A 13,251-nucleotide genomic window follows, 5' to 3' on the forward strand; every position below is an offset into this window, starting at 1 on the left:
GCTTCAGCTTCGGAGGCGCCGGCAGGCGCCCGTTTTCAGGCCACTCGGGCCATCAGATCCGCAAGCCCGTTCCGAACGTTCTCAACCAGCTCCCGTTCTTACAGCCCCAGCATCGATCCGTCTTCAACCACCGGCTTCCCGTTCATGCTCGGAAGCTGAAGCGTCCGCTACATTGAATGGCGTCATCGCAAACTTTGGCGGTTAGGCACGACCATGTAGCCGACGCTTTAGCTTCGGAGGCGCCGGCAGGCGCCCGTTTTCAGGCCACTCGGGCCATCAGATCCGCAAGCCCGTTCCGAACATTCCCAACCAGTTCCCGTTCTTCCAGCCCCAGCACCGAACCGTCCTCGACCACCGGCTTCCCGTTCACAAAACTGTGACTCACCTGCACCGGCTCGCCACACATCAACGGCGCAAACAGGGGCGTATGCACGCCGGCAAAACGCGGCGAATCAATGTCGTAGATCGCCAGATCGGCGGCCTGACCCACGGCCAGTTCGCCGATGGCTTCAAGACCCAGCAGCCGGGCGCCGTCGCGGCTGCCCCATTGCAGCACCTGTTCCAGGGTGGTGGCTTCCGGCCCGTGCAGGGCGCGGTGGATCAGCCAGGTCAGGTTCAGTTCCTGCAGCATGGAGCCGGATTCCGCTGACGCCGAGCCATCCACGCCGATGCTGATGGGCATGCCTTTTCCGGCCATCTCGATGACCGGTGCGACCCCGCTGCCCAGACGACAGTTGGACGTGGGGCAGTGGGCAATACCGGTGCCGGTGGCCGCCAGCCGCTCGATGGCGTTGGGATCGCTCTGCACGAGATGCGCGAACCACACATCCGGGCCCAGGAAGTCGCAGCGCTCGGCATAGTCGATGGCCGCCATGCCGAACTTCTCCCGCGCCTGCACCTCATCGAACCCGACTTCCAGCAGGTGGGAGTGCATGCGCAGGCCATTTCCGCGGGCGTAGGCGGCCATCTCCTTCAGGAAATCCGGCGGGCTGGAGTGAATCAGGCTGGTGGGAGCGACCACCAGGCGTCGCATCGCATCCGGGGCCGCCTGGTGATAGCGGGTCCGGGTGCGTTCCATGCGGTCAATCACCTGGTCCGTGGTTTCCGGCTCGATGTTGTGCCGGCCGAGGCCCTTGTGGCTGCCTTTCTCCACCGCGCTGCCCCGGCACAGCACCAGGCGGATGCCCAACTCGTCGGCCGCCTGCCAGACGGCATCTTCCAGCTCGTCCGGCGTGTCCCGGTGATACAGGTAGTGGTGGTCGGCACAGGTGGTGGTGCCCGAGCGCAGCAGTTCATACAGTCCCAGCCGGGCAGCGTGGTACATCAGCTCCGGCGTGATCTGCGGCCAGAACCGGTAGGGCACCGAACCCAGCCAGTCACCGAGGCCCTGGTTCAGCCCCTCAGGCACGCCCTTGAGAATGGATTGGGCCAGATGATGATGGGTGTTCACCAGGCCGGGGTAGATCACGCCGCCGCGGGCGTCGATCACGGTATCGCCGTCCTCGGGCTGGAGGTCGCGGCCCAGGGCTGTAATGCGGTTGCCGTCGATCCGGAGAGCGGTGGCATCGGGCTGCTCCGGCGAGAAGATCGCCGTGGCGTTGCGAATCAGGTAGGGCATAAGGGCTCCTCAGTGTACAAAGAGCAATGTCCCGGAGGCTGGGTGCAGCTCCTGACCGCTTCTACTCTTGGGGTTGAATCTGTGGCTGTTCTAAAACTGTCTCTCTGGTCAGTTTTATGGATGACTGGGAATGAAGCAACTTTCACTCCATATCCCGTCCGTGGTGCTGGCCTGTTCCTATTATTTTGAACACCCATTCTGCTTCAATGTCGTGCAATGGCTCCGAAATTGCGCTGATCTGGTGCGAAATAATTCAATCTGAAAATGCTGTGATGCAAGATGCGCCCGGACCTTTGTGCGTTTTGATGAGCTGGCATGGCAACTGCAACCATCCGGGCACGTGACTGAGTAGAAGCAGTCAGGTTCTCCCAACGGAGGATCGGGGCATTGCTCATCGCGCATCGGCGGGTGTTGGACACCGCGGCCGGGCGTGATTGGTGCAATGTCCGATACCGATCGTCCCGCCGTTCTGTCCGCACCTCCCTTGAACGATGGCCTGCAACGCAGGTCGACAGGAGACAGGACATGACCATCACGACAAGACTGCATCGTGCATTGACGTTCGCTGCGCTGGCATTCGGTGCCTCGTTGACCCATGCCGCTGACAAGGTGACCTTCCAACTGGACTGGCTGCCCGGCGGTGACAAAGCCCCCATCTACGTCGGCCTCGAACAGGGCTACTTCGCGGACGAAGACCTGGACGTCACCATCGCGTCCGGCCGCGGTTCCACCGATGCCATCACCAAACTGGTCACCGGCCAGGCCGACGTTGGCCTATCGGATCTGGTGTCGCTATTGGTGGCCCGGGCCCAGGACGATGTTCCCGTTAAAGGCATCTATTCCGTATTCAGCGAAGCGCCCCACGCGTTCTTCACGGTCAAGGGCTCTGGCATCGACAGCGTGAAGGATGTGGCCAACAAGACCATCGCCACCTCGCCATTCACCTCGTCGAATCTGTTCCTGCCGCTGCTGCTGGATGTGAATCACGTCGACGAAGACAGCATCAAGCTGGTGAAGACCGACCCGGGTGCGCTCAATCCGATGCTGCTGACCGGCCGCACGGATGTGGTGATCAGTTGGGTGACCGACACCGAAAAATATCGGGCCATGGCGAAACAGGTCGGCAAGGAACTGAACGTGATGCCTTGGTACGACGCCGGGCTGGCCTTCTACTCCACCTCGGTGATCGCCAGCGAGAGCTTCCTCAAGGAGCGTCCCGACGTGGCGCGCCGGTTCGTGAAGGCCTACGCGAAGGCGATCCAGTACACCTGGGCGCACCCGGATGAGAGTGGGCAGGACGTCCACAACGTGGTCCCCGAGGTGGATGCGGAGACGGCCGCAGCCACCATCCGCTCGATTCGCCCGCTGGTCTATAACGACGTCAGCAAGGCGCAGGGCATGGGCGCGTTCAATCCGAAGCGCCTGGGCACCACGTGGGAATGGACGGCCAAAGCGCAGCACATCGCCGTCGATTCATTTGATCCGGAAACTGCGGTGGACCGCTCGTTCATGCCGGAATCCTGAGTGCGGACTGGCCGCTACGGCGGCCGGCCCTGTAACGGAGTAGAAGCGGCAGGCGAGGGGATGATCTCTCGCCAGGCATTGCTCCAATCACTGGCGGGGCAGCCCGCCAAGCCATTGGAGAAAAATGATGAGTGACAGCAAAGCATACGGTCTGAAAGAACTGGAATTCGAAAGCACCCTGGGCGGCGAAGGTGTGGAAACCGACCGCCAGATCCCGATGATCGACCTGAGCGATTTCGAGACGCGCCGGGCAGAGATTACCGAGCAGCTTTGGGAGGCCGCCTGCGAGGTGGGCTTTTTCCAACTGGTGAATCATGGTCTGAATGTGGAGAAGGTGCGTGAGGCGTTTTTGGCCGCCGAAGCCTTCTTCGCCCTGGACGCCGACACCAAGGGCAAATTCCCGCTCAAGGAAGGGCTGAACACTGGCTGGGAGTTCAAATCCCAGGTGCGTCCATCGACCGGCACCGCCGATGAAAAGGAATCCTTCCAGATCACGTTGCCCTACATGGACGACCTGTGGCCGGGCCAGACCACCCTGCCGGAATTCCAGCGCATCATGCTGGATTTCGAGCACCGTGCCTGGCAGGTGGGGATGGATATCCTGTCCTGCTTCGCTGACCGGCTGGGCTTCGAGCGGGACTTTTTCACGCGCGCCCACGACCGCGGCTCACCGGAATATCAGAGCACCCTGCGGCTGCTGCATTACCTGCCGCTGCCGGAGGGCGCCGAGTACCCGCCCGGCACTTGGCGCGCCGGCGCCCACACCGACTTCGATTGCCTGACCATGGTGTTCCAGAAGGAAGGGCAGTTCGGGCTCCAGGTCTGTCCCGGGAAGGACGCCCAGGGCCGCGCCGATCAGGCGTGGACCAGTGTGGTCCCGCGGGACGACGTTATCACCTGCAACATCGGCGACATGCTGATGCGCTGGAGCGACGACACACTCAAATCCACCCTTCACCGTGTACGCATGCCCCGGGCCGGCGAATACCAGGGCCCGCGCTACAGCATGGCGTTCTTCTGCCAGGCCAATAAGGACGTGATGATCCAGGGACCGGAGAAGAAGTATCCCGAAATATCGGCACGGGACTACCTGTTGCAGCGGATCAACGCGAACTTTGCCGGGAAGATGTAGATCGTTGTGAAAGTGAGGAAGCCCGTGCCGGGAGGTGCGGGCTTTCGGTGCTAGCCCCTAACGCCTTTGGCGGCGATGTTTGTGCCGACTTGGGTCACCTCAAACCGGCTGTATTTCTGTATAAAATTTGTATCAATATCATACATAAGACGAAGGTTGTGCTAACTTCGCCATATATTCCCGGTTGACTTGGAATTCGGTCGATCGAATCCGCCCACGGAAGGGAGGAGCTCCTGGCAATGGCCCTCTTGCGCGTAAGTTAAATGCGCCACACGTGTCGGCTTCAATTCGTTGTCAGGATGTGTTCAATGCCAAGAGTAATGACGGGTTCAGTCCTTTCACTGACGTTGGTATGCGCCCTTCTCGGCGTCATCAGTCCCGCCGCGTTCGCCGGAAAAAGCTGCTCTGCGACCGGAACGTTTTATTGTGCCACGCGTGCCGACGATCCTCCGAGCAGCAGCCTTTGCGGTATTCATCCTCAAAGTGGGATCGTGCCCGGAGTCAATATTCCGGATGAAGAGCCGTCTTATGGCGAGGGATGGAGTGGGCCCAGTGAATGGAACTACGTTTATTCCGTTTCTGATAGTAAAGATCGCCTGTACGGGATTACAGAACGAGATGTTTACCGCCGCGACTGGAAGAACCCTGATGCGCACCCTGATACGGTTAGCCAAAACGCCTCTGTAGTCCAGTACGATTGCGAGCCCTGCCAGTCGCCCTACCAGTGGAGCAGCGAGCAAAAACGCTGCGTGAAATACTGCCCCCCGGACAGTACCGGCCTGGATGTCCAGCTCGGCGTCTGCATTGTCCCGCCCAAGGACGAACCGAACCAATGCGATATCCACGCCGGCAATCCGATTAATGTGGCGACCGGCGAAAAGATCCAGCGGTTTGACCCGGACGTGCGGGTAGGCAACGGACCTTTCCCCATTGAATTTGTTCGCACCTACCGCTCCTACATCGACCCCATTGCACGCCAGAAGGTGATCCAGGAGAGTGCGGCCAGCCTGGACGACTGGAAAATCCACTATCAGCCGACGAACTATGAAGGCCCATCGAAGACGCTGGTTTCGGAATTCCAGACCGATGATGGCGAGATGGCGCAGAGCAGCATGACCCACAATTACGCCAAGCGTCTGATTGTGCTGGATCAAAGCAATGTGTATTTGCGCTCTCCCGAAGGCAAGGACGAGCGAATTCGTACCACGAATACACAGAACGCTTTCAGTGATGGCATTTTACGGAAACTGGCGTCGGGCTGGGAGATTTACACCCGCGAGGGCCTGCATGAGGAATACAACGCCGATGGGCGCCTGGTACGTCGGGATCACCCTTCGGGCGCGTGGCAGAAACTGGAATATAACGACGATGGCGATCTTGTCCGCATCCTTGACGACAAAGGCTACGCTGTTGAGTTGACCTACCGTCAGCCAGGGCAACTGGCAGCTCTCCACCTCCCCGATGGCCAGTCAGTCGATTACCGGTACGACGGCAAAGGCCGAATGGTACAGGTCACCTTTCCCGGCGGGCAGGTCCGGGAAACGTATCGCTACGAAAATCCAGATCACCCCCGGCTGCTGACAGCGATCGTGGATGCCAATGGCCAACGTTCCGCGGAATGGCAATACGATGAACGCGGCCGGGCTGTGATGAGCCAGCACGCCAATGGCACGGATGTCACCGAAATTACCTACAACACGGATAACAGCGTTTCCGTGGCGAACGTCAATGGGCACGTCAAAACCGTACATTTTGAGGACGGCTCCGACCGGATCACCAAGGTGGAAGGGAAAAGCTGCAGTTCACCGGATACCAACGGCAATGTAGAGCTGAGCGAGCACACCTACAGCTACGGTTATCCCTTGCTGATGACCGACGAATCCGGGAACCAAACGCGTTACGAGTACCTGTCGAATGGCCTTCTCCACTATATCGAAAGAGGTTATGGCTCTGAAACGCCAATGCGAACGAGCTATATCTGGCACAGCCTTTACCAGAAGCCCGTCACAATTTACCACCCGGGATACCCGGAAGGCCGTGTTGAAAAATTCGAGTACGGCCAGAATGGCCGGGTCGAGAAAAAGACCGTCTCCGGCGGGTCGGACGAGCAGGTCACGACCTACCATTATGACGACCGGGATCTCCTGGTCGAAGTGGACGGACCGCGCACGGACGTGGCAGATGTCACCCGTTACGAATACGACGACCGCCGTCGGCTGATCAAAGTCACGGCTCCTTCCGGCGCCATCACGGAAGTAACCGCATTTGACGCCGATGGACGAGTGACGCAGATCAAGGACGCTAACGGCGTCGTCACCGCACTGGCCTATAACGCCAAGGGGCGCCTGATCCGACAGGAGACGGGAGAGCGCACCGTCCGGTACCAGTACGATGCGATAGGGCTGCTTAGCCAAGTCACCCTGGGCACAGGCATGACCCTGAGCTATTCGTACGACGCCGCGCGTCGGCTGACGGCAGTCAGCGATACGCTGGGAAACCGGATCGAGTTCGCCCTTGATGACGCAGGCAACGTGACAAAGCGCTCCGTCACAGACCCCTCGGGTCAGCTGCGCTTCAAGCAGCGCTACGTCTATGATCGCCTTAACCGCCTGCAGCAAACCATACAGGCCAGCGGCGCCGTCTGGGAGAACCGTTACGACACGGCCGGCAATCTGGTTGAGCAAATCGACCCGACACAATACCGCCAGTCGCATCAGTTCGACCCGCTGGACCGACCCGTGGGTCAGGTGGATCCGTTATCCGCATCGACTGGCTTCCAGTACGACGCGCAGGGGCACCTGAACGCCGTGACCGATGCCCTGGGCCGCACCACCGAATACGAATACAATGCGCTGGGCGAAGTGATCGAAAGGCGCAGCCCCGATACGGGAACGACGCAATACCGCTACGACGCCGCCGGCAACCGGATTCAGCGGACCGACGCCCGCGGCATCGAAGCCGATTACAGCTACGATGCTCAGAACCGGCTGGTTCAAGTGATCTATCCCGCCAGTGGAGATGCAGTCAGCTACCAGTACGACGACCCTGCCGCCGGAAGCTACGGTATCGGAAGGCTGTATCGGATCGAGGACGGAAGCGGCAGCACCACCTACCACTACAATGCCCACGGCGATGTGGTGGAACAAACGCAAGTGATCGAGAGTGTTCAATACACCACACGCTATAGCTACAACGCCGCCGGCCAGCTAACGGGGATGGTATACCCGGGTGGCCGTCGAATCGATTACACCTACGACGCGGGTGGTCGGATCAGTAACGTGACGACGCAGGCCAATGGCCTCACCCAGACGCTGGCGTCTGGGATCGAATACGCGCCCTTCGGGCCACTCACTGGACTGACTTACGGCAATGGTCTGGAACTGACGCGACAATACGACGCCGATTACCACCTGATCCGGCAACAGGTGGGCAACCTGCTGACGCAGCAGTACCAGTACGACGCCTCAAACAACCTCAGCCTCATCGACGATCTTATCGAACCGGATGACTCCCAGGCCTACGCTTATGACCTCGTGGACCGTCTGCTTGCAGCGGTCGGACCCTACGGCGAGCGGGGCTATACCTATGACGGGATCGGCAACCGGACGAGCCTGATCGAAGAGACCGGGGAAAGCCCCTACCTCTATGACAACGGTCGCCTGACCACTGCTGGCAATACCGCCCTCGAATACGATGCGGCGGGCCACACAGTGCGCCGGGGCGACACCCGGTTCGCCTACAACGCCGCCGGTCGCCTGGTGCGGGCGACGACCGAATCGGGGATCACCGAGTACGGTTACAACGCCCTGGGCCAGCGGGTGATCAAGCGAAGCCCGACGACAACCCGACATTATCTCTACGACCAGGCCGGCCGCCTGATCGTCAACCGCACGGCCGACGGCCGGAATCAGACCGAATACGTCTACCTGAACGGCCAGCGCCTGGCACTGGTCACCGCCCGCCCGGAGACGCCCCAGACGGAGGAGGTGTTCTACATCCACGGCAACCACCTGGACGCTCCGCTGGTGGCGACGGACAGTGGTGGCGCGGTGGTGTGGCGAGGCCACTACGAGCCGTTTGGGCGGCTGACGGTGGAACGGGACGAGATTGAGCTCTCGGCGCGATTGCCGGGTCAGTATGCGGATGCGGAGACGGGGTTACACTACAACTATTTCCGGGATTATGACCCGAGTCTGGGGCGGTACATCGAGAGTGATCCGATAGGCTTGAGTGGGGGGGGGCTTAATACTTACGGTTACGTTGAGGGAAATCCTCTAATTTACGGAGACCCATATGGCTTAATGAGTGTAGGCGCAGCTTGGGGGCTTCGAGCGCTAGGCGGGGTGAGTATGGTTGTTCCCCTTCCTGGAGCCAGGGTAGCTGGATTGGGGTTAATAGCAATGACAATACCTGGCGATACGCCGGTTAGTGACTCAGAACTTCAACAAGATATAGAGTATGAAGCAAATAGAAGAGAATATCACAATCGATGTGATGAGCCGGAGCCACCTAATTTCTTAAACCCTTGTGATCGGGCTAGATGGCAGCTAAGAAAGGCCCAGGACTGTAAGGCTCTCAGGCAAGAAATGACTCATAAGTGGTTTAATGGTGTGGAAGATGGGGATCATGCTAGGCACATGCTTCAACTTGATAGACAAATTCAAAATGCGGAACGCGCTGTGAAACAAAATTGTGCATGTGAGGAATAGATATATGTTTAAGTCGTATGATGAAATTATTGAAGTTACTAGATATACGACAATAAATGAATTAATCGCAGCAGGCTTTGATCCTTCGAAACCGGATATGGAAGGAGTTTATGTACTTAATCCAGTCTGTAAGAGACTGAATGTCGAATTGGTTTATGAGCTAATTCAGGCTGGTGCTAATGTAAATGCAGTAAGCGCTGATGGTTACACTCCATTACTCTCCGCTATTGAGTATTCACATCATGATTCAAAAGCTGCTGTAGAAGTCATTTCGTTGCTGTTGGATAACGGCGCTGATATAGAGGGAAGAGGGGATTGGGATAAAACACCATTTCTAAAGTCTTGTACACGAGGAGTAATCGAAATAACTCGGCTGTTAGTAAGTCGCGGTTGTGACATACACGCTAAAGCGAACGAAATAGGAGGTTTAATGGGAGCGAGAGAGTTCGCGGATATGCCTTCTAATAGTACAGGCTTTAAGAGGTACATTGATGAGTTGTTATCTAATAAATAGGTCAGAGTAGATTGATTTTACGCATTCTGACCAGCACACAAAACGAAAAGGGTCAGGTATTCAAATGCTAATTGCTAGTCCCTGACTGCTGGCAGTACCGCCCGCGGATAGGATGCGGCGGGCCACACGGTGCGCCGGGGCGACCCCCGGTTCGCCTATAACGCCGCCGGTCGCTTGGTGCGGGCGACGACCGCATCGGGGATCACCGAGTACGGTTACAACGCCCTGGGCCAGCGGGTGATCAAGCGAAGCCCGACGACGACCCGACATTATCTCTACGACCAGGCCGGCCGCCTGATCGTCACCCGCACGGCCGACGGCCGGAAGCAGACCGAATACGTCTACCTGAACGGCCAGCGCCTGGCACTGGTCACCGCCCGCCCGGAGACGCCCCAGACGGAGGAGGTATTCTACATCCACGGCAACCACCTGGACGCTCCGCTGGTGGCGACGGACAGTGGTGGTGCGGTGGTGTGGCGAGGCCACTACGAGCCGTTTGGGCGGCTGACGGTGGAACGGGACGAGATTGAGCTCTCGGCGCGATTGCCGGGTCAGTATGCGGATGCGGAGACGGGGTTACACTACAACTACTTCCGGGATTATGACCCGAGTCTGGGGCGGTATCTTCAGAGTGATCCGATAGGGCTTCGGGGTGGGTTGAATACTTATGCCTACGTCGGTGGGGATCCTGTCAGTTATATTGACCCCCATGGGTTGTTCGAGGTGTACGCCACTAAGCTTTCCAAACGAAGGTACGTTTATAAGTTTTATTTTTCGCCAGCTAGAGTTAAAGGAATTTTTGATCAATATCAGCCTTTTAGTCCTAGCAAAAAGGTGAATCAACTTAAAAAGCTTTGCGATTTGACAGGGCATGATTGTGGTTTCACTGGCCCTGCGGGGTTGTCAGACGTTGAAGGTTTCTCAAATAAATGGAATTGCTTGGGATATGAAGATGACTTGAGAAATGCATTTGAAGGTTTGGGTTATGACGGAGGCAAGTTTAGCGGCACCCAATTATCTGAGGCTCAGGCTAGAGAAGCGATTAAAAAAATGAATGATGTTTTGCCTGAAGAAATATTCGATTTGTACCAAATGGATGCAGTTGTGGATAGAGCTAAAAGCCGGGCCGTGGAAGCCTCTGGCTCTCGCTAGAAAAATGACTATATAAGAGGGAATTATGGATCTACTTGTGCAATTGGTTATTTTGGCACTTTTGTATGCTTGGCCTGTGCTGCTTTCAATGGGCTTTTCTCTAGCAATAGATAGAGCTAATAAAAGTAGGCTTTTTGTGGTTAAGAGTATTGGTTTTGGGTATCTAATTTTTTTGATTGGGATGGTCGCTGCTTTTATTTTGGAGGTTTGGAAGGAGGGCTTTTTTATCAGGTGTTCTTCTGGAAACGCAACTGGTTCATGTAGTCAGGGATTTCTTGAGTTCATGGACTTTTTAGATGACTACGGCTTTTGGGTAGTTACTATTATTCTAATGATTTCTCATTACTTCGTTGTATCTAAGGTGCTAGTTACCCGAAAAACTGGATGAAAAGGAGATAAAAAGGGTCAGGTATTCAAATGCTAATTGATAATCCCTGACCGCTGGCAGTACAGCTCACGAATAGGATGCGGTGGGCCACACAGTGCGCCGGGGCGACACCCGGTTTGCCTACAATGCTGCCGGTCGCCTGGTGCGGGCGACGACCGAATCGGGGATCACCGAGTACGGTTACAACGCCCTGGGCCAGCGGGTGATCAAGCGAAGCCCGACGACAACCCGACATTATCTCTACGACCAGGCCGGCCGCCTGATCGTCACCCGCACGGCCGACGGCCGGAAGCAGACCGAATACGTCTACCTGAACGGCCAGCGCCTGGCACTGGTCACCGCCCGCCCGGAGACGCCCCAGGTGGAGGCGGTGTTCTACATCCACGGCAACCACCTGGACGCTCCGCTGGTGGTGACGGACAGTGGTGGCGCGGTGGTGTGGCGAGGCCACTACGAGCCGTTTGGGCGGCTGACGGTGGAACGGGACGAGATTGAGCTCTCGGCGCGATTGCCGGGTCAGTATGCGGATGCGGATGCGGAGACGGGGTTACACTACAACTACTTCCGGGATTATGACCCGAGTCTGGGGCGGTATCTTCAGAGTGATCCGATAGGGTTGAATGGGGGCATCAACACCTACGGTTATGCTTATGGTAATCCGCTTAATATCACTGATCCGCAGGGATTGTGTGGTTTTGGGGACTGCGCTTGTCTATTTAGGAGGAGTGGCCGCGCAAGGACTGATTGATTATTTATCAGTTAAATATGCTCTTCAGAATCGGCCTGCCTCACTTGATATGCCGTATTACACTCAAGATTCTGATGAAGGTCAATGTCCAAGTTTGCCCGACGGTCTGGTGGGAGATAATCCGCGAAGTTCTAGCGGAAAACGGACAAACACCGATCTTCCTTCAGATAAATTTCCAGACGTTATTGATAGCCTAACTGGAGGTAACTTAAAGCCAAAGCCGAAGGGCGGTTTCAAAGCACCTAATAGCGTTAATATTAGGCCTGGTAAACCCGGTGAAGGCCCTCGTATAGATATTCCCGCAAATGGGACGAAGCCACCAGAGACAATCCATTTTCCAGAGGATACGCCATGGCCATTTTAAAAAGAAAGTTATTGGTTCCTGATGAGGAATTTGTATCCTTCCTGCAGAGGTTGGACGAATGCAAAGTTCTTTGTCCGTCTGAAAGTTCGGCGTGGTCTGATATGTTGATTCTTGAGTCAGGCTCAGGCGATCGGATGTCGCTGTCAAGCGACTATGTTAATATTGAGTTTAAGTTTGAGGTTTTTTATTTATCTTCAAGTGATAGCTGCTTATCAGAAAAGTTGGATTTAAAAGAAATATTTTCGGTTGTAGAAATGAGCAGTGCAAAATTTCTATTCCAAGTGGCATGGCTGAGGCCTGCTCTCCCGGGGGAAGTTCCGCCTAACTATGAGCAGGTTGTTGAAGAGGTGGGTGTTCGTAATGACATACCTGAAGCAGCGTATGTTGCCGGTTTGTATGTTAAAGGAATATTGATTTTATCAAACGAGCGGCCCGTGATAGCTATTGCTAGTAGTGGCGATAATCCTGATGTGTTGGTGCTTGCTGTTGATGAACAGGAAATTGATGCTGTTCTTGGTAAATGTGAACAAGTTTCCCCTTTCGCCGTGCATGATTGGATAATGCAATTGAAATATTCGGGTTGGGTTTGAGCTATATGAAACGCTACGTTGCATTACTTAGCGCATAGAAGGTACCAAGCATTTTCTTCTTTAAAGCGCCCGGAACCGGCTTGAGGATGAGGTGAAAAGGGTGAGGTACTCAAATGCTAATTGATAATCCCTGACCGCTGGCAATACCGCCCTCGAATACGATGCGGCGGGCCACACAGTGCGCCGGGGTGACGCCCGGTTCGCCTACAACGCCGCCGGTCGCTTGGTGCGGGCGACGACCGAATCGGGGATCACCGAGTACGGTTACAACGCCCTGGGCCAGCGGGTGATCAAGCGAAGCCCGACGACGACCTCAAGTCCACCCTACACCGGGTGCGGGTGCCACGGGCCGGAGAGGAGGTACCCCGAGATTTCGGCACGGGATTACCTGTTGCAGCGGATCAACGCGAACTATGCCGGGAAGATGTAGGTTGTTGTGAGAGTGAGGAAGCCCGTGCCGGGAGGTGCGGGCTTTTTTGTGGCTGGCGTCATCTTTGATGTTCCCTTTGTTA

At 56.6% G+C, this 13,251-nt stretch carries 9 protein-coding genes; 8 read left to right on the forward strand and 1 reads right to left on the reverse strand.

The window, feature by feature from the left end:
- Positions 1-259 precede the first annotated feature (259 nt).
- Complete coding sequence (locus JL474_RS18725; RefSeq protein WP_203143270.1) at positions 260-1,618, reverse strand: amidohydrolase family protein; 1,359 nt, start codon at positions 1,616-1,618, stop codon at positions 260-262.
- Between the two features lie 525 nt (positions 1,619-2,143).
- Between JL474_RS18725 and JL474_RS18730 the strand changes: the two genes are divergently transcribed.
- The 8 genes from JL474_RS18730 to JL474_RS18765 all read left to right on the forward strand — a co-directional run bounded on the left by JL474_RS18730 (position 2,144) and on the right by JL474_RS18765 (position 12,739).
- The gene (locus JL474_RS18730) at positions 2,144-3,142 is read left to right on the forward strand and encodes an ABC transporter substrate-binding protein (protein ID WP_203143271.1); all 999 of its coding nucleotides are present in this window, start codon (positions 2,144-2,146) and stop codon (positions 3,140-3,142) included.
- Positions 3,143-3,269: 127 nt separating this feature from the next.
- The gene (locus tag JL474_RS18735) at positions 3,270-4,274 is read left to right on the forward strand and encodes an isopenicillin N synthase family oxygenase (protein WP_203143272.1); all 1,005 of its coding nucleotides are present in this window, start codon (positions 3,270-3,272) and stop codon (positions 4,272-4,274) included.
- A gap of 308 nt (positions 4,275-4,582) precedes the next feature.
- The gene (locus tag JL474_RS18740) at positions 4,583-8,983 is read left to right on the forward strand and encodes an RHS repeat-associated core domain-containing protein (RefSeq protein WP_203143273.1); all 4,401 of its coding nucleotides are present in this window, start codon (positions 4,583-4,585) and stop codon (positions 8,981-8,983) included.
- 4 nt (positions 8,984-8,987) lie between these two features.
- The gene (locus JL474_RS18745) at positions 8,988-9,497 is read left to right on the forward strand and encodes an ankyrin repeat domain-containing protein (protein WP_203143274.1); all 510 of its coding nucleotides are present in this window, start codon (positions 8,988-8,990) and stop codon (positions 9,495-9,497) included.
- Positions 9,498-9,626: 129 nt separating this feature from the next.
- Positions 9,627-10,649, forward strand: coding sequence for an RHS repeat domain-containing protein (locus JL474_RS18750; protein ID WP_203143275.1), 1,023 nt, complete (start codon positions 9,627-9,629; stop codon positions 10,647-10,649).
- A 25-nt stretch (positions 10,650-10,674) separates the two neighbouring features.
- Entirely contained in the window at positions 10,675-11,037 is a 363-nt protein-coding gene (locus JL474_RS18755; RefSeq protein ID WP_203143276.1) for a hypothetical protein, read from the forward strand.
- A gap of 82 nt (positions 11,038-11,119) precedes the next feature.
- Positions 11,120-11,785 (forward strand): RHS repeat-associated core domain-containing protein, encoded by a 666-nt coding sequence (locus JL474_RS21740; protein ID WP_203143277.1) that lies wholly within the window; start codon positions 11,120-11,122, stop codon positions 11,783-11,785.
- Positions 11,786-12,136: 351 nt separating this feature from the next.
- Entirely contained in the window at positions 12,137-12,739 is a 603-nt protein-coding gene (locus tag JL474_RS18765; protein ID WP_203143278.1) for a hypothetical protein, read from the forward strand.
- Positions 12,740-13,251 lie beyond the last annotated feature (512 nt).

This window comes from Marinobacter mangrovi, assembly GCF_016798325.1.
Classification (GTDB): domain Bacteria; phylum Pseudomonadota; class Gammaproteobacteria; order Pseudomonadales; family Oleiphilaceae; genus Marinobacter_A; species Marinobacter_A mangrovi.

What these genes read in the sequence shown, in the direction of transcription:
- JL474_RS18725 (WP_203143270.1), bottom strand. Translation starts at nt 1,618, where the DNA reads ATGCCCTACCTGATTCGCAACGCCACGGCGATCTTCTCGCCGGAGCAG.
- JL474_RS18730 (WP_203143271.1), top strand. Translation starts at nt 2,144, where the DNA reads ATGACCATCACGACAAGACTGCATCGTGCATTGACGTTCGCTGCGCTG.
- JL474_RS18735 (WP_203143272.1), top strand. Translation starts at nt 3,270, where the DNA reads ATGAGTGACAGCAAAGCATACGGTCTGAAAGAACTGGAATTCGAAAGC.
- JL474_RS18740 (WP_203143273.1), top strand. Translation starts at nt 4,583, where the DNA reads ATGCCAAGAGTAATGACGGGTTCAGTCCTTTCACTGACGTTGGTATGC.
- JL474_RS18745 (WP_203143274.1), top strand. Translation starts at nt 8,988, where the DNA reads ATGTTTAAGTCGTATGATGAAATTATTGAAGTTACTAGATATACGACA.
- JL474_RS18755 (WP_203143276.1), top strand. Translation starts at nt 10,675, where the DNA reads ATGGATCTACTTGTGCAATTGGTTATTTTGGCACTTTTGTATGCTTGG.
- JL474_RS18765 (WP_203143278.1), top strand. Translation starts at nt 12,137, where the DNA reads ATGGCCATTTTAAAAAGAAAGTTATTGGTTCCTGATGAGGAATTTGTA.